The 17065-nt window shown below is 61.5% G+C and carries 16 protein-coding genes; 7 read left to right on the plus strand and 9 right to left on the minus strand.

What is annotated here, in order from left to right:
- Position 1: 1 nt before the first annotated feature.
- Together ccoO and ccoN are read right to left on the minus strand one after the other, a co-directional pair.
- Entirely contained in the window at positions 2 to 610 is a 609-nt protein-coding gene (ccoO, locus tag AC07XZ_RS18305; protein ID WP_039770055.1) for a cytochrome-c oxidase, cbb3-type subunit II, read from the minus strand.
- Positions 611 to 620: 10 nt separating this feature from the next.
- Positions 621 to 2045 carry a cytochrome-c oxidase, cbb3-type subunit I gene (gene ccoN, locus AC07XZ_RS18310; protein ID WP_007960356.1) on the minus strand — a complete coding sequence of 475 codons (1425 nt, stop codon included), beginning with the start codon at positions 2043 to 2045 and terminating at the stop codon, positions 621 to 623.
- An 86-nt stretch (positions 2046 to 2131) separates the two neighbouring features.
- On the opposite strand from ccoN, the gene AC07XZ_RS18315 reads away from it, so the two are divergent.
- From AC07XZ_RS18315 to AC07XZ_RS18325, 3 genes are all read left to right on the plus strand, one after another.
- Positions 2132 to 2809: an alpha/beta family hydrolase gene (locus tag AC07XZ_RS18315; protein ID WP_102686966.1), complete on the plus strand. Its 678-nt coding sequence runs from the start codon at positions 2132 to 2134 to the stop codon at positions 2807 to 2809.
- An 877-nt stretch (positions 2810 to 3686) separates the two neighbouring features.
- A complete protein-coding gene (locus tag AC07XZ_RS18320; RefSeq protein WP_085609007.1) occupies positions 3687 to 4052 on the plus strand; it encodes a DUF6124 family protein in 366 nt (121 codons plus the stop codon).
- 87 nt (positions 4053 to 4139) lie between these two features.
- On the plus strand, positions 4140 to 4499 hold the full coding sequence (locus AC07XZ_RS18325; protein WP_011333296.1) for a DUF6124 family protein: 360 nt from the start codon (positions 4140 to 4142) through the stop codon (positions 4497 to 4499).
- 526 nt (positions 4500 to 5025) lie between these two features.
- On the opposite strand, the gene AC07XZ_RS18330 is transcribed toward AC07XZ_RS18325, so the two are convergent.
- The 3 genes from AC07XZ_RS18330 to inhA all read right to left on the minus strand — a co-directional run bounded on the left by AC07XZ_RS18330 (position 5026) and on the right by inhA (position 8403).
- A complete protein-coding gene (locus AC07XZ_RS18330; RefSeq protein WP_064594745.1) occupies positions 5026 to 6591 on the minus strand; it encodes a methyl-accepting chemotaxis protein in 1566 nt (521 codons plus the stop codon).
- A 102-nt stretch (positions 6592 to 6693) separates the two neighbouring features.
- On the minus strand, positions 6694 to 7485 hold the full coding sequence (locus tag AC07XZ_RS18335) for a CPBP family intramembrane glutamic endopeptidase (RefSeq protein WP_102686967.1): 792 nt from the start codon (positions 7483 to 7485) through the stop codon (positions 6694 to 6696).
- Positions 7486 to 7716: 231 nt separating this feature from the next.
- The gene (gene inhA, locus AC07XZ_RS18340; protein ID WP_102686968.1) at positions 7717 to 8403 is read right to left on the minus strand and encodes an isonitrile hydratase; all 687 of its coding nucleotides are present in this window, start codon (positions 8401 to 8403) and stop codon (positions 7717 to 7719) included.
- A gap of 90 nt (positions 8404 to 8493) precedes the next feature.
- Between inhA and AC07XZ_RS18345 the strand changes: the two genes are divergently transcribed.
- Positions 8494 to 9477, plus strand: a complete 984-nt coding sequence (locus AC07XZ_RS18345; RefSeq protein ID WP_102686969.1) for a GlxA family transcriptional regulator — start codon at positions 8494 to 8496, stop codon at positions 9475 to 9477.
- Here the strand turns inward: AC07XZ_RS18345 and AC07XZ_RS18350 are convergent.
- The 4 genes from AC07XZ_RS18350 to AC07XZ_RS18365 all read right to left on the minus strand — a co-directional run bounded on the left by AC07XZ_RS18350 (position 9446) and on the right by AC07XZ_RS18365 (position 13676).
- Entirely contained in the window at positions 9446 to 10345 is a 900-nt protein-coding gene (locus tag AC07XZ_RS18350) for an alpha/beta fold hydrolase (RefSeq protein ID WP_102686970.1), read from the minus strand. The genes AC07XZ_RS18345 and AC07XZ_RS18350 overlap by 32 nt on opposite strands.
- A gap of 11 nt (positions 10346 to 10356) precedes the next feature.
- Entirely contained in the window at positions 10357 to 10746 is a 390-nt protein-coding gene (locus AC07XZ_RS18355; protein ID WP_102686971.1) for a hypothetical protein, read from the minus strand.
- 307 nt (positions 10747 to 11053) lie between these two features.
- Positions 11054 to 12883: a glycoside hydrolase family 15 protein gene (locus AC07XZ_RS18360; protein ID WP_102686972.1), complete on the minus strand. Its 1830-nt coding sequence runs from the start codon at positions 12881 to 12883 to the stop codon at positions 11054 to 11056.
- A complete protein-coding gene (locus AC07XZ_RS18365) occupies positions 12876 to 13676 on the minus strand; it encodes a glucose 1-dehydrogenase (RefSeq protein ID WP_102686973.1) in 801 nt (266 codons plus the stop codon). Before AC07XZ_RS18365 ends, AC07XZ_RS18360 begins: the two co-directional genes overlap by 8 nt.
- 208 nt (positions 13677 to 13884) lie before the next feature.
- On the opposite strand from AC07XZ_RS18365, the gene AC07XZ_RS18370 reads away from it, so the two are divergent.
- From AC07XZ_RS18370 to AC07XZ_RS18380, 3 genes are all read left to right on the plus strand, one after another.
- Positions 13885 to 15057, plus strand: coding sequence for an MFS transporter (locus AC07XZ_RS18370; RefSeq protein WP_007956351.1), 1173 nt, complete (start codon positions 13885 to 13887; stop codon positions 15055 to 15057).
- A gap of 71 nt (positions 15058 to 15128) precedes the next feature.
- The gene (locus AC07XZ_RS18375; protein ID WP_039770083.1) at positions 15129 to 15869 is read left to right on the plus strand and encodes a thioesterase II family protein; all 741 of its coding nucleotides are present in this window, start codon (positions 15129 to 15131) and stop codon (positions 15867 to 15869) included.
- A gap of 39 nt (positions 15870 to 15908) precedes the next feature.
- Positions 15909 to 16892, plus strand: a complete 984-nt coding sequence (locus tag AC07XZ_RS18380) for a TauD/TfdA family dioxygenase (protein ID WP_102686974.1) — start codon at positions 15909 to 15911, stop codon at positions 16890 to 16892.
- Positions 16893 to 17065 lie beyond the last annotated feature (173 nt).

Genomic DNA, 17065 nt, shown 5'->3' on the forward strand with positions numbered 1-17065 from the left:
CTCACCTCTTGCTCTTGATCGCAGTGCCAAGCACTTGCAGGTAGGAGACGAGGGCGTCCATTTCGGTCTTGCCCTTGAGGCTGGCCACCGCGCCGCTGATGTCGTCGTCGGTGTACGGCACGCCGAGGGTGCGCATGGTCTTGAGCTTGGTTTCGGTGTGGCTGCTGTCGACCGGTTGGGTGACCAGCCATGGGTAGGCCGGCATTTTTGATTCCGGTACAACGTTGCGCGGGTTGTACAAGTGCGCGCGGTGCCAGTCATCCGAGTAGCGCGCGCCGACCCGGGCCAGGTCCGGACCGGTACGTTTCGAGCCCCACAGGAACGGGTGATCCCACACGCTCTCGCCGGCCACCGAGTAGTGCCCGTAGCGTTCGGTTTCGGCGCGGAACGGACGGATCATCTGCGAGTGGCAACCGACGCAGCCTTCGCGGATGTAGATGTCGCGGCCTTCCAGTTGCAGCGCGGTGTAGGGCTTCATGCCTTCCACCGGTTTGTTGGTCACGTCCTGGAAGAACAGCGGGACGATCTGGGTCAGGCCGCCGATGCTCACGGCGAACACCATCAGCAGCATCAGCAGGCCGACGTTCTTTTCAATCGTTTCGTGTTTCATGGCGGACTCCTCAGGCCATCTGCGCGGCAGCAACGACGTCAGCAGGCTGCGAGGCCCGCACGGTGCGCCAGGTGTTGTAAGCCATCAGGAACATGCCGCTGAGGAAGATCGCCCCGCCAATCAGCCGCACGACGAAGCCTGGGTGGCTGGCCACCAGGGTTTCGACGAAGGAGTAGGTCAGCGTGCCGTCCTCGTTCACTGCACGCCACATCAGGCCCTGGGCGATGCCGTTGACCCACATCGAAGCGATGTAGAGCACGGTGCCGATGGTCGCGAGCCAGAAGTGCGCGTTGATCAGGCCGATACTGTGCATCTGCTCTTTGCCGAAGATTTTCGGGATCATGTGGTACAGCGCGCCGATGGAAATCATCGCCACCCAGCCGAGCGCGCCGGCGTGTACGTGGCCGATGGTCCAGTCGGTGTAGTGGGAGAGGGCGTTTACCGTCTTGATCGCCATCATCGGACCTTCGAAGGTCGACATGCCGTAGAACGCCAGCGACACCACCAGGAAGCGCAGGATCGGGTCGCTGCGCAACTTATGCCAGGCGCCCGAGAGGGTCATCATGCCGTTGATCATGCCGCCCCAGCTCGGCGCCAGCAGTACCAGCGACATCACCATGCCCAGCGACTGCGCCCAGTCCGGCAGCGCGGTGTAGTGCAAGTGGTGCGGACCGGCCCAGATGTACAGGGTGATCAGCGCCCAGAAGTGCACGATCGACAGGCGATACGAATACACCGGACGTTCGGCCTGTTTCGGCACGAAGTAGTACATCATCCCGAGGAAGCCGGCGGTGAGGAAAAAGCCTACGGCGTTGTGGCCGTACCACCATTGCACCATCGCGTCGGTCGCACCGGCATACACCGAGTAGGACTTGGTGAAGCTCACCGGTAACTCAAGGTTGTTGACGATGTGCAGGATCGCCACGGTGATGATGAACGCGCCGAAGAACCAGTTGCCCACATAAATGTGCTTGGTCTTGCGCTGCATGATCGTGCCGAAGAACACGATCGCGTAGGCGACCCAGACGATGGTGATCAGGATGTCGATCGGCCATTCCAGCTCAGCGTATTCCTTGGAACTGGTGTAACCCAGTGGCAGGCTGATGGCCGCCAATAGAATCACAAGCTGCCAGCCCCAGAAGCAGAAGGCGGCGATTTTCGGCGCAAACAATTGCGTCTGGCAGGTGCGCTGCACCGAGTAGAACGAACTGGCGAACAAGGCACAGCCGCCGAACGCGAAGATCACCGCGTTGGTGTGCAGCGGGCGCAGGCGTCCGAAGCTGGTCCACGGCAGGTTGAAGTTGAGTTCGGGCCAGACCAATTGAGCCGCGAGAAAAACCCCGAGCCCCATGCCGACGATGCCCCACACCACCGTCATAATGGCGAATTGGCGGACCACCTTGTAGTTGTAGGCGGTACTGATAGAAGTGTTCATGGTTCCCCATCCACGGTTCAGCCGAAGTGAGCGCCGACAGCGCGTCCTTCGCCTGGAGTTATAGGCAGACTAAAAGCGAGGCAAGCATGGACAAACAGCACAAGGCCAGTATTGACGGGGATCAATGGGCGCAGTGCCTGCGGGATCACGGGTGGCTTTGGGATGGCGCTGTTGGGGAGGCTTCGGCGACTCTCATTCTTGCCCATGGTGCCGGGGCGCCGATGGACAGTGAGTGGATGACGGATATGGCTGGGCGCCTTGCTGGGCTTGGGGTGAATGTGTTGCGGTTTGAGTTTCCTTATATGGCGCAGCGGCGGGTTGACGGGGTCAAGCGGCCGCCGAATCCTGCGGGGAAATTGCAGGAGTGCTGGCGTGAGGTTTTCGCTGAAGTGCGACGTCATGTCGCTGGGGTTGTGGCGGTTGGCGGGAAGTCGATGGGGGGGCGGATGGCCAGTCTCCTGGCTGATGAGTTGGGGGCTGATGCGTTGGTTTGCTTGGGTTATCCGTTTTATGCGGTTGGGAAACCGGAGAAGCCTCGGGTTGAGCATTTGGCTGGGTTGAAGACTCGGACGTTGATTGTTCAGGGGGAGCGGGATGCGCTTGGCAATCGGGACGCTGTTGAGGCTTACGATCTATCGCCGAGTATTGAGGTGTTTTGGTTGGCCTCTGGGGATCATGATTTGAAGCCGCTCAAGGTTTCCGGGTTTACGCATGAGCAGCATTTGGCTTCGGCGGCGGAGAGGGTTGCCGGGTTTCTTCGTTGAGGCTTTTTTTGGGGGCATATCCGTTGCTGCGGTTATGGCCGCTTAGGGTTCCGCCCTTACGGCGGGTCACTTTTGGCAAACGCCCCAAAAGTAACCAAAAGGTCTAGGCCCCGGCGTTCGGCCCCTCGCTGAGGCTCGGGGTTCCTTCGTTCCGGGATTCGTCCGGGGGGCATCGCCTACGGTTTGCTTCGCTGCACCTCCTCTCGATGTGTTTGGCTTCGCCAAACGGTCGCTGCGCTCCCACCCCCGGACGAATCCCTCCACTCAGCCTGCCGAAGGGGCCCGAAGATCAAAAGCTTTACTCGAGCTAACGCTCATCGTGTTGAGTGCTTAGAAGCGGGATGTTTGCTTTTTAAGGCCAGAGTTCACCTCGGTATTTCACGTCGGCGTACCTCGCCCAGACACCTCGGTCAGTCCCCTCTCCCTCGGGGAGAGGGCTAGGGTGAGGGGGAAGGTTTCACTGACACACCACCAAAACTGAAAGCTCCCCCAGCCCGGCATTTCCAGCGAATAAACACGATCGCGTGCCGACGTTTAAAGTACACGAACCGTTACGCCATAAGGGCTACAACACCTTGCGTCGTTGCCTACGCGTACGCCAGAATCCGCCGGCTTACGCAGCTTGGAGGGGGCTATATCGTTTCCCTGTCACTGAAAAGTGGCTGGGTTTGGTAGCCCGATTCGAGTTGTGGTTATTGCGACACCTTCAATGCTGTCTCTTTTCTGAGGTGCAGCTTTGTATGGTGGGCATGCGTGGGGCTCATTCGTGAGCGCCGGGTTTCCCAATTCGACCGGTCTACCAACCCGCGCATGGCCGCCACCCGCCGTTTGGTAGCGAGGGTGATGGCTCCTATTTTTTCGAATTGGAGTTCTATCTATGTTCAAAGCCACACCAAACCCGCCAGAAACCGATTCAATCCCCTACGACGCCGCACTCGAAGCCGAAAACATAAAAACGGCCACCGAGCGGGCGATCAATCATTACCTCGATCCTGGGGCGCAGAAGACGTCCAAACCATCGCGCAAGCCCGGCAAGATCTATCTGGTCAATCCAACAATGGATGACGAAACGCTGCTGGTCGAAGCGTGCGAAACGCTGTCGTCGGCCAGTGACATGGCTCGGGACCTCGGCGACACCGTCGATCCGTCGCAGCGCAAGGCGATGCAGATTCTGCAGCAGGTCATCATGCTGAGTGAGCTGCTGGTCAATCGTGTGCTGGATAACCATCACGTCTCGCGGTAGTTGCCGCCTCGGTGAGGGGCTTGTCCCCTCGCTGCCTGGCAGCCATCTATAAAAAACCTCAAGCGACTCTTTCCGGAGTTCCAGCTGATGTCCAAGACCGTCATTCCACCGTTAGAAGATCCGGTGTCCCCCTACGAATTTCCCGATTCAAGAAAACTCCACGACGCCGCCGAACGCGCCCTCGACTATTACCTGACCCCCGCAGCCCAAATCATGGCCACGCCCTACACCCCAAACGACATGTTCATGGTCAACCCGCAAACCGACACCGAGTCCTTGCTGGCCAATGCCTGCGAGTCCCTCGCGTCAGCCACGGTCATGCTCGGTGACTTTGCCGGCCTGCTGGAAGGGCCGAATCGCAAGACCCTGTTGGGCATTGCGCAAGTGGTGATGTTGGGCGAGTTGGCGGTGAATCAGGCGTTGGATAACCTCGTGCCGAAGGAGTAAGCGGCACAAAAAACCGGAAGCGTTTGGCTTCCGGTTTTTTCATCGATATCAAAAGGTCACAGCCTGCCAGTGATCAAAAATTTATCGAATGCTTTCTGTCCATCACGTGCCGCTCGCCGCACATCAAGGGATGTCAGTTCACCCCGGACTTCCTTTCTCACAGGTTTGTCAGTCCTGATCATCGGATTCTGCGTAGGTGATGTATTCATGTTGGCTAGCCCCGTGTGAATAGGTTTGAACGACAAAGTAGAGCCGGGCTTCAACGCGTGCCAGTCAGTTGGGTCTGATTCAGTTGTAGGCACTGTCCGCGCTTTTTGAATGAGATTTTCGCCGGCAGACTGGGCCTCTTCGCGGGCAAGCCCGCTCCCACAATGGGTGGTGGTGTTGCGAGATCTTGTGGCCAATGCGAAACCCTGTGGGAGTGGGCTTGCCCACGAAGAGGGCGGTTCTGGCGACATCCATTTCAGACAGGCAATAAAAACCCCGGAAGCTTTCGCTCTCCGGGGTTTCTTTATTGCCAGAACAATCAGCGGTTAAACCGCTCCACCAACGAGTATTGCGTGTTGGCAGTCTTGGTCAGCTCTTCACTCAGCAACGCCGAGTTATGCGCCTGTTCCGAAGTCTGGTCCGCCAGTTCCGAGATGTTGCTGATGTTGCGGCTGATTTCTTCAGCCACGGCACTTTGCTCTTCGGTTGCGGCGGCGATCTGGGTGGTCATGTCGGTGATGTTGGCCACCGCTTCGCTGATGCCGACCAAGGCCTGGTCCGCTTCCAGAACCCGCGCTACACCTTCTTCCGCCTGGCGATGCCCGGCTTCCATGGTTTGTACGGCGCTGGACGCAGTCTGTTGCAGTTTGGCGATCAGGGCGTGGATCTGGCCTGTGGATTCGCTGGTGCGTTGCGCCAGCTGGCGGACTTCGTCGGCGACCACGGCAAAACCACGGCCCATCTCGCCGGCACGCGCTGCTTCAATGGCAGCGTTGAGCGCGAGCAGGTTGGTCTGGTCGGCGATGCCTTTGATCACGTCGACCACGCCACCGATTTCGTCGCTGTCCTTGGCCAGTTGGGTCACGGTCAGGCCGGTTTCACCGACCACGACCGACAGGCGCTGGATGGCTTCGCGGGTTTCGCCGGCGATGTCGCGGCCGCGACCGGTCAGGCGGTTGGCTTCCTGGGTGGCGTCGGCGGTGCGTTGGACGTGGCTCGCCACTTCTTGCGTGGTGGCGGCCATCTGGTTGACGGCGGTGGCGACCTGTTCGGTTTCCACGCGCTGACGTTCCAGACCGCTGGAGCTGTTGTGCGCCAGGGCGTCGGATTGCTTGGCCTGATCGGTCAGGTGCTCGGCGGTGTCCTGCAGACGGGTCAGGCAGGTTTTCAGGCGCGCTTCCTGGCTGAGGATCGACATTTCCAGACGCGCCTGGGCGCCACGGCTGTCGGTGTACATCTGCGCGATCAACGGGTCGGAGGTGGTCTGCTCGGCCAGACGCAGCAGGCGCTTGAGCCCGCGTTGTTGCCATTGCAGGCCCAGCAGGCCCAGCGGCACCGACAGACCGGCGGCGAGGGCGAAGCCCCACTGCGAGTTGAGGGTGGCGCCGATCATGAAGCTCAACTGGCTGACCAGAATGAACGGCAGCCAGTCCTGCACAATCGGCAGCCACTTGTCGCTCGAAGGAATCGCCGACTTGCCCTGGTTGATGCGTTGGTAGAGCGCTTCGGCACGGCGGATCTGTTCGGCGGTGGGTTTGACCCGCACCGACTCGTAACCGACCACCTGATTGCCGTCGAACACCGGCGTTACATAGGCGTTCACCCAGTAGTGATCACCGGTCTTGCAGCGATTCTTGACAATGCCCATCCATGGCAAGCCTTGTTTCAGTGTGCCCCACATGTGCGAAAACACCGCCGCCGGCACGTCAGGGTGACGAACCAGGTTGTGCGGCGCACGGATCAGTTCCTCACGCGAAAACCCGCTGATTTCGACGAAAGCGTCGTTGCAGTAGGTGATCACGCCCTTGGCGTCGGTTGTGGAAATCAACCGTTGCTGAGCCGGGAAAGTCCGTTCGCGTTGTGTAATGGGCTGGTTGTTACGCATGGTTTTTCAATCCGCAAGGCTTTGAAAGGTTGTCGGCGGGGTCGGCCATTTATTGAAATTTTTTTTCATTTATAAGTACGGCGTCGCAAAACGGCCCTTGCTTCAACCCGCGAGCATCGGATAGGTGAACAGGCCGAAATGCAGCAGGTTCAGGCCAAAATGCGTGGCGATCGCCGCACCGAGCCCGCCAAAACGGTAGGCCAGACCATAGCCGACACCCGCCAGGCTCGCCAGCAACACCCATTGCCAGCCAGCGCCCACATGCACCAGGCCGAACAGCAGGGACGCCAGCAGCAGCGCGAGGTTTTCGCCGTAGGGCAGGTGTTTGAAACGTCGGCTCAGGCCGCCCTGGATATAGCCGCGAAACAGCGCCTCTTCGACCAGCGTCACCAGCAGCAGATTGTTCAGCACCCACAGCCACGCCTGATCCGGCCATTTCGGCGCCCAGGTGATCATGTCCAGCAACACCGCACCGCCGAGCGCCAGAATCACACTCAACGTCAGTGCCAGCGCGGTGGCGTAAACCGTCAGGCGCAACGAACGACGCGCGACGATCCATGGGCAGACCAGTAGCAGCCAGAAACCAATCAGCGGTTTGTCGAGATTCAGGTACATCGAGAACGGCACGGCGTTGTCGGTGAAGCGCTGCGGCTCGATGGCCCGGCCGTTGTAGAAACCCGGCAGCCAGTGCAGGGCCAGCGCCAGAGCCAGCACGATAAACAGGCCATGGCCGAGATAGCGCCCGACCGGCACGGTTTGCTGGCGCACGGCGTAACCGGCGAAAACCAGCAGTGCAATGGAGATCAGCGCCAGCCAGCCGAGCTGGCCGAAACTCAGCGCCAATCCGTAACCAAGGCTGAGAAGCCCGAGATAGAGCCATGGCAGAGCTGTCATGGAAAGTCCTTGTGCACGATTTGTGGACAGGCTTTCTACACGGGTGGGGGCGAAGGGACAAGTGAAGGTGTGGCGAGAAACCGGGACAACACGCAAACCTGTGGCTGACACTGAGACCTGTGGGAGCTGGCTTGCCAGCGATGGCGTCTGCACAGTCGACATCTTCATTAACTGACTCACCGCTATCGCTGGCAAGCCAGCTCCCACAAGTTCTCGGGTGTGGCTGAAATGTCAGCGCAGGTTGAGCTTTGCCGCCGCACGCTCGGTGATTTCAGTACGCAACTTCAGCGAAGGCGCCGCACGCTTGCGGGCTTCATCGACAACAGCACTCGGCGCCGTGTCCGGGCTGCCCGAATCAAACGGCGGCGCCGGCGCATATTCCAGCTGCAACTGCACCAGTTGTGCCGTATCGACTCCCACCAGTTCCTGCGCCAGGGTCAGAGCAAAATCGATCCCCGCCGTGATACCGCCCCCGGTAAACAGATTGCCGTCTCGCACCACCCGATCCTTCACCGCGATCGCGCCCAGTGTCGGCAGCAGATCGTGATAGGCCCAGTGCGTGGTCGCCCGTTTGCCCTGCAACAGGCCCGCCGCCCCGAGCACCAGCGAACCGGTGCACACCGACGTCACGTACCGCGCCTGCGCCGCTTGCGCCTTGATGAACGCCAGCGTCTGTTCATCTTCCATCAACGGCCCGACCCCGGCGCCACCGGGTACGCAGATTACGTCCAGAGCCGGGCAATCCTCGAAGGTGGTGGTCGGTTTCAGCACCAGCCCGGTGCTGGCGGTGACCGGCACCAGATCCTTCCAGATCAGATGCACCTGCACGTCCGGCAATGAGGCCAGCACGTCGTACGGGCCGGTCAGGTCGAGTTGCTGCACTTGGGGAAACAACAGAAAACCGATCTGCAACGCCATGGTTCTTCTCCGTGAAAAGGGGGGTAGACGGCTTCACTGTAGGCGCGTAGGTTTTGGCGCATACGCCAATCAGCCCACGAATTACGCCAAATGCCGAAAACCATCCACGTACTCGCGTTCGCCAATGTGCAATTGCTCGATGTCACCGGGCCGTTGCAGGTCTTCGCCTCGGCCAACGACATCGCCCGCCAGCAGGGTTTGCCTGCGCCGTACGCGCCAACGGTGATTGCCAGCGGTGGCGGGGCGGTGAACTCGTCCGCCGGGTTGGCGATGTTGGCCGAGCCGCTGCCGCCGCAGCCCAGCGATACGCTGATCATCGCCGGCGGCTGGGGCGTTTATGCCGCTGCGGAAGATGCCGAGCTGGTGAGTTGGGTGCGTGAACATGCGAGCGGCTGCCGGCGCGTGGCTTCGGTCTGCACTGGCGCATTTCTACTGGCCGCCAGCGGCTGGCTCGACGGTCGCCGGGTCGTCACCCACTGGACCCGTTGCGAACAACTGGCGCAGCAGCACCCGCAATTGCAGGTCGAGCCCAATCCGATCTTCATCAACGATGGCCCCGTCTGGACCTCGGCGGGCGTCACCGCCGGCATCGACTTGGCGCTGGCCATGGTCGAAGACGACCTAGGTCGCGACATGGCCCTGGACGTCGCCCGGCAACTGGTGGTGTTCCTCAAACGCCCGGGCGGGCAGTCGCAATTCAGCGTGACGCTGTCGCTGCAAAAACAGGGCAACCGCTTCGATGATTTACACGCGTGGATTGCCGAACACCTGACTTGCGACCTGGGCATCCCGACCCTCGCCGAACAGGCCGGCATGAGCGAGCGCAGCTTCGTGCGCCACTATCGCGCCGACACCGGCCAGACCCCGGCCCGCGCCATCGAACTGATCCGCGTCGAAACCGCCCGCCGATTGCTGAGCGATACCGGATTGCCGATCAAACGGGTCGCGGCCAATTGTGGATTTGGCAGTGAAGAGACGTTAAGACGCAGTTTCCTGCGAGCCATGGGCGTGACGCCGCAGGCTTATCGGGAGCGGTTTTCGGTCAGCGCTGGAGCAGATCCAGTAATGCCTTGAGCGTTTCGCCCGGCGCTTCCTCGGGAATGTTATGCCCGACACCCGCCAGCACCCGCCGCTCGTAAATCCCGGTGAAGTGGTGGGCATCTTCATCGTCTTCCGGCGCCGGGCCAACGCCATCATCCGCACCGCACAGCGAAATCGTCGGCACGCCGATCGCCGGTTGTTTCTCCAGCGCCTGCTCCATCCACTCCAGCGCCGGATCGCCCGGCGCATACATGAAGCGATGGCGATAAGAGTGAATCACCACCTCGACGAAGTCCGGGTTATCGAACGCCGGCGCGCTCAGCGGATAACGCTCGGCGTTCCGCGCCCAGGTCGGTGACCACAACTGCCAGAGCAACTCGCACAGCGCCCGCCGGTTTTGCGTCAGCCCTTCAACGCCACGGGGCGTATGGAAGTAGTACTGATACCAGTAGCGATGCTCGCTCTGCGGATCCAGCGGCTGGATCGAATTCGGAATGTCTTGCAGGTTGTAGCCGTCGCCCGTCACCAAACCGCGCACACGCTCGGGAAACAGCGCCGCCACAATGCACGCCGCCCGACCGCCCCAGTCGTAACCGCACAATGTCGCTTGTTCGATCCCCAGTGCATCCATCAGATCCAGCAGATCCTGCGCCAGCGCCGCTTGCTGGCCGGAACGCGGCGTGTCCGGGCTGTTGAAACGGGTCGGGCCGTAACCGCGCAAGTACGGCACGATCACCCGGTAGCCCAGGGCAGCGAGGGGCGGGGCGATTTCGTCGTAGGCGCGGGGGGAGTAGGGGAAGCCGTGGAGGAGGATGACCGGCGTGCCGTTTTCCGGGCCGTGATGCTCATAGCCGATGGTCAGGCTTGGGGTGTGGCTGAATCGGATTTCGGCACGGGTCATGGAAAGTCTCCTTACACCTCGGCTTCCGCCACCTGATTAAAATACTTGCTCCGATCCGGCGTAAACGTCACCACCATTTTCGTCCGCGAGCAGGTCATGACCCGTTCGGCAGCCAGATCAATATCCAGATCTTCCCCACGCAACCCCTGCCACTGGGCGAGGTATTTCAGTGATCCGTATTTTTCATTCTTCTTCAGGCTGCGACTGACCCCGCCTTTCCAACCCAGCACCGGCAGTTCATCGGCGCTGCAGCGTTGAGCGAGGTCGGGGAAGCGGGTGGCGCGCTGGCGGCCAATTTCCCAGCATTTGATCAGGCCTTTGTCGGCGGCTTCCCACAGTTCGTCGCGCTTGAGGCCGGTGCGTAGTGGGGTATCGATCTGGCGGTGGATGCGTTGGCTCATTCTGGTTCCTTGAATCGGGTTTTTATTGGACAGCTCCGCTGTGCCCGTTGCGGTGGATGGTAGGGGGCGATGTAACAGCTGGCAACAAGGTATTTCGGGGTGTAAGTGTGAGTTGTGGGCCAAGCGTTAACGGGGTTGGCAGGTTTCTGTAGGCCGTGCCATCAACAAGTTGTATCGAAAGGAATCGATTGTGTGGGCCAGCCCTTCAACCGCAAGGCTCGGGGGTGTTTGCCGTTCGTAGGTAGTCATCCTACAAACGGCGATCGGAGTTGAGATCTTTCTTACAGGCACTAGCGAAGAAGGATGACTACGGCTGCCAGTAATTCTTCTCCCCACTCAACTTGCGATCCAGAAAACTCGCCGCGCTGATCAGCGCCAGATGCGTCAATGCCTGTGGTGTGTTGCCCAGATGCCGGCCTCGGTTGTCGAACTCTTCCGCGTACAACCCCAGCGGATTGGCGTAGCGCAGCAATTGTTCGAATTCCAGGTGGGCCTTTTCTACTTGCCCGGCGCGGGCCAGACATTCCACGTACCAGAATGAACACGCGGCGAAGGCGCCTTCGGTGCCGGACAATCCGTCGATACCCGCATCGTCATTGCGATAGCGATAAACCATGCCGTCACGCACCAAGTGTTTTTCGATGGCTTCCAGCGTCGCCAGCCATTTCGGATCCTTGGCGCTGACGAACCTCACCAACGGCATCAGCAACATCGAGCCGTCCAGCGCCGTGCCGCCCTGGTACTGCACGAAATGCCCGCACTCTTCGTTCCAGAAGTTGTCCCAGATGTCGGCATGGATCGCCTGACGGGTCTGGTCCCAGCGGGCGAACGGCGCTGGTAGCGAGCGTTTCGAGGCCAGGCGGATCGCCCGGTCCAGCGCCACCCAGCACATCAGTCGCGAGTGCAGGAAGTGATGTTGCTCACCGCGCATTTCCCAGATGCCCACATCCTTGGTCTGCCAGGTCTCACAGACCTGATCGACCACTTCCATCACATGTTTCCAGCCTTCGTGGGAAATCGCGTCGCCGTACTTGTTGACCAGATAAACGGCGTCCATCAGTTCGCCGAAGATATCCAGTTGAATCTGGTCGTAGGCGCCATTGCCGATGCGCACCGGTTTTGCACCGCCATGTCCCGACAAATGCGTGAGTTCGGTTTCCGGCAGTTCCTGACGGCCGTCGATCGCATAGAGGATGTTCAGCTTCATCGACGACTGGCCGCTGCAATCGCTGACCCGCCCGCGCAGCCAGCGCATGTAGGCGTTGGCTTCGTCGACAAAGCCCAGGCGCATGAAGGCGTAAACGGTGAAGGAAGCGTCGCGGATCCAGGTGTAGCGGTAGTCCCAGTTACGTTCGCCGCCGGGTGTTTCCGGCAGGCCGAAGGTGGCGGCAGCGAGGATTGCGCCGTGCTGGCGCGAGGTCAGCAGCTTCAGGGCCAGGGCCGAACGGTTGACCATTTCTCGCCAGCGACCGCGATAGTTGGACTGGCCGATCCAGTCGCGCCAGAACTTCAACGTGCGTTCGATGCACAGCTGCGCGGCGCCTTCGGCAAAGCGCGGATCGTCGCTGGCGCCGAGCATGAACGCTGCCGTTTGATCCTGCTTGAGGGTGAACTGTCCGACTGCCGCAGCGTTATCGACGCTCAGGGTTTGATCCGAGGCCAGTCGCAGCGTCGGCTGCCCGCTGGCGCTGAACAGCACATCCTTTTTATCGATGACGGCGCGCGTTTCAGCGCGGGCATAGTCATGCCGAACGGCGCAGCGCAGATGAAACGTCGCCTGCCCGCTGACCACCCGCACCCGGCGCATCAACAGCGGCAGGGCATCGTCGTTGTCGCCGATGGGCAGCAGGTCGGTGATTTCCACCACGGCGTGATCGCTGAGCCAGCGGGTTTGCAGGACGTTGGTGTCCGGCAGGTAAATCTGCTCGCGTCGGGCATCGGGCAGATCCGGAGCCAACTGGAAAATCCCCGCGTCGGGGGTATCGAGCAGCGAACAGAAGATCGACGGACTGTCGAACTCCGGCCAGCAGAAGAAATCCACGCTGCCCTTGTCGTTGACCAGCGCGGCGCTGCGCATGTCGCCAATGATGCCGTGGGCGTCGATGGGGCTTTGTCGTTCGGATTGATGCTCAGCCATTGCCACGGAACTCCGGATAGAGGCTCATGCCGCCGTCGATGAACAGGGTGGTGCCGACGATGTAGTCGGAGGCATCGGAGGCGAGAAACACCACCGCGTTGGCCACGTCCTCGACATCGCCGATGCGACCGTAGGGGATGAGTTTGAGCAGGTCCTTTGCGGCGTCGCCTTCGGTGGCGTCCTTATTGATGGCCGTGCGGATCGCCCCCGGTGCGATGCCGTTGATGCGGATGCGCTGGTGGCTGACTTCCTGGGCCAAAGTCTGCATCAACTGATCGACGCCGCCCTTGGACGCTGCGTAGTTAACGTGCCCGGCCCAGGGAATGCGCTGGTGCACCGAGCTCATGTGGATGATCTTGCCGGCGGCTCGCGACACGCCTTCGCGCACGCCCTGGCGGTTGAAGATCCGCAGCGCGGCGCGGGCGCAGAGGAACTGGCCGGTGAGGTTGACGCCGATCACCGCATTCCAGTCGGCCAGCGACATATCCACAGCCGCCGCGTCTTTTTGCAGGCCGGAATTGGCCACCAGAATGTCCAATGTGCCGAAGGCGTCGAGGGTCTGCTGGAACAGACGCTCCACGTCTTCTTCCTTCGAGACATCGGCGCCGATGGCGATGGCCTGTCCACCGTCGGCGACGATCTGCCGGGCCAGCGCTTCGGCGGGTTCGGCCTGACGGTTGTAGTTGATGACCACGGCAGCACCGGCGGCAGCCAGGGCTTTGGCGGCGCCGTGGCCGATGCCGGAACTGGCGCCGGTGACAAGAGCCACTTGGCGGGCGAGGGAAATCTGCATGCAGGGTCGCGCCTTGGGTTGAGAGCTTATTTAGCTGACTGATGGGCGGCGGCGAGAGTTCATCCGCGTACATGAAATCATCGACAGCTTTATGCGGCAGCGATTGGCCCTGCACGCCACAGGGACTTCACATTCCACCAACAATTCCTCGCTTCCCCGGCCGTCAGGCTTTGTGGCAACTTGGCCGCCCCTGATGAGGCTGCATCCGATGGCAAACCCTTACCGCGAACTGTTCAACGCCCCCGGCGCCCGGGCTTTTGTGATTGCCGCGATGATCGCGCGCATGCCGATTTCCATGACCGGCATCGGCGTGATCACCATGCTTTCGCAATTGACCGGCGGCTATGCGTTGGCGGGTGGGGTGGCGGCGACGTTTGCGTTGGCCACGGCGTTTTGCGCACCGCAGGTGTCGCGGCTGGTGGACCGCTTTGGTCAGGGGCGGGTGCTGCCGGTGGCAGCGCTGATCGGCGGGGGAGCGCTGCTGATGTTGCTGTTGTGCACCCGCTTGCAGGCGCCGACCTGGACGTTGTTTGTCTGCGCCGCACTCGCCGGTTGCATGCCAAGCATGTCGGCGATGGCGCGGGCGCGCTGGACCGAAATCTATCGCGGCCAGCCGCAGTTACAGACCGCTTATGCGCTGGAGTCGGTGCTCGACGAAGTCTGCTTTATCGTTGGCCCGCCGCTGTCGGTAGGCTTGTGCGTCGGCGTGTTTCCCGAGGCCGGGCCGCTGGCGGCGCTGTTGATGTTGGCTATCGGCGTCACGGCGTTCGTCGCCCAGCGCAGCACTGAGCCGCCGGTGCATCCGCACGAATCGCAGCATCAGGGTTCGATCATTCGTTCGACCGACGTGCAATGGCTGCTGGCGTTGATGCTCGCCATGGGCGTGATTGTCGGCGTGGTGGATGTGGTCAGCGTCGCGTTCGCCCAGCAGCAGGGTCAGCCGGCGGCGGCCAGCATCGTGCTCTCGGTGTACGCCATCGGTTCCTGTCTGGCCGGTATCGCCTTCGGCGCGATGCGCTCGAAGTTGCCGTTGCCGCGGCTGTTTCTCTACGGCGGTCTGGCGACGGCGGTGACCACGCTGCCGTTGTTGCTGGCGAGCAATATTTTCGGGTTGGCCGTCGCGGTGTTTATCGCCGGGCTGTTCTTCTCGCCGACCCTGATCGTGGCGATGGCGTTGATCGAGCGTATCGTGCCGCCAGCCAAACTCACCGAAGGCCTGACCTGGCTGGTGACCGGTCTGAGCATCGGCGTGGCCATCGGCGCCGCCGGTTCCGGCGCGCTGGTGGACGCATTCGGTGCGCGCAGCGGCTTCTGGCTGGCGATTGCCGCCGGGGCGGTGGTGCTGGGCTCGGCGGTGCAGAGTTTCCGTCATTTGAAGTGATCGTCACCCGGACTAATTCCCGTCGTGCCTCATCCGTTCTCTTTTACAGATAACCCATTGAGGTAAACGCGGTGACAAAGCTGACACTGCTGTGCCTGCCCTATTCGGGCGCCAGCGCCATGGTCTACAGCCGCTGGCGGCGCCAGCTGCCGTCGTGGATGCAACTGCAACCGGTGGAGTTGCCCGGACGCGGCGCGCGCTACGACGAACCCCTGCAAATCGACATGCGGGCCCTGGCCCGGCAACTCGCTCGCGAGCATAAACCTTCGCTGCAAGCGCCCTATGCGCTATTCGGGCATAGCCTGGGCGCGCTGCTCGCGTGCGAGCTGGCCCACGCCTTTCGCGATCTTGGAGCCCCCGAGCCGGTGGCGCTGTTCGCCTCCGGCACCGCCGCCCCGAGCATGCGCAGCGATTACGACCGAGGTTTTTCCGAGCCGCGCAGCGACGAAGAGCTGATCGAACAGCTGCGCACCTTTCAGGGCACCAGCGAAGAAGTACTGGCCAATCAGGAGCTGATGAGCCTGACGCTGCCGGTCCTGCGCGCCGATTTCATGATGTGCGGACGCTTCACGCCGATCGAGCGGCCACTGCTCAATTGCCCGGTGCATGTGCTGGGCGGCAAGGAAGACCGGGCGACCACCGAACAGTTGATCGGCTGGAGCAAAGAGACGCTGGGCAGTTTTTCGGTGGACATGATGACCGGTGGGCACTTTTTCATTCATGAGCATGAAGCCCGGGTCATCCGCACGCTCAAGAATCACCTGGAAGCCCATCACCGGCGCCATGCGCTGTCGGCGGCACCGGCGCTGTAAAGCGCGGTTCACCAATCGAGTGTTTTGAGGAGGCCAGTCATGGCTGTTGCTGAGGGATTTTCCGTCCGTCCGTTGTTGCCGCATCGCGGTCGCCTGCCGCTGCTGGTGGAGGCGAGCGACGCCGATACCGACTTGCTGGCGGTGTTCGACGAATTGAAAGAGTTGGTCGATGAGCATCTGCTGCAAGACGGCGGCGTGCTGTTTCGTGGATTCCGGCTGGAGGGCGCGGAGCGCTTTCGCGAGTTTGCGGCGAGCTTCGGCCATCCATTGCTGAACTACGAGTTCGGCTCCACGCCACGGACCAACGTGACCCAGGGGGTGTACACCTCCACCGAATACCCGGCGCACCAGAGTATTCCGCTGCATAACGAGCAGGCCTACTCCCGGGACTGGCCGATGAAGATCTGGTTCTACAGCATGATCGCGGCCAGATCCGGTGGCGAAACGCCGATTGCCGACAGTCGCGAAGTGTATCGCCGGATCCCGGTGGCGATCCGCGAGCGCTTTGTCAGCAAGGGTCTGATGTATGTGCGCAACTTCGGCAACGGCCTGGATGTGGCCTGGGAAGATGTGTTCAACACCGAAGACCAGGCCGAAGTCGAGGCCTATTGCCAGGCCCACGGCATTGTCTGCGAATGGAAGGACGACGGCGAACTGCGTACCCGCCAGACCTGTCAGGCAGTGGCCCGGCATCCGGTCACCGGGGACATGGTCTGGTTCAATCAGGCGCACCTGTTCCACATCTCCAACCTGCAACCGGAGGTGCGTGAGAGCCTGCTGGACATCGTCGATGAAGAGGACCTGCCGCGTAACGTCTACTACGGTGACGGTTCGCCCATCGAGGATGAAGTGTTGAGCCAGATACGTGCGGTGCTCGACGAATGCGCCATCAGCTTCCCGTGGCAGGAGGGCGATGTGCTGATGCTCGACAACATGTTGTCGGCCCATGCCCGCTCGCCGTTCGAAGGCCCGCGCAAGGTGATCGTGGCCATGGCCGAAGGTCACTCCCAGGACGCACTCTGACCCGTCGCAGCAGGTGAGCGGGTGGTTGTCGAAGCCGGTCGAGAGCCGGCTTCGGCGTTTGTGCGCCAGTCCCGGCGACCGTCGGCCGGGGAATGTCCGGCCCCGCTAAATCATGGCGTTTGTCATTCGTTCTTGTTGATACGACCGGGCCTCCTGGTCACGCCGCCGATCAG

This window comes from Pseudomonas sp. GW458-11-26-14-LB4, from assembly GCF_059423925.1.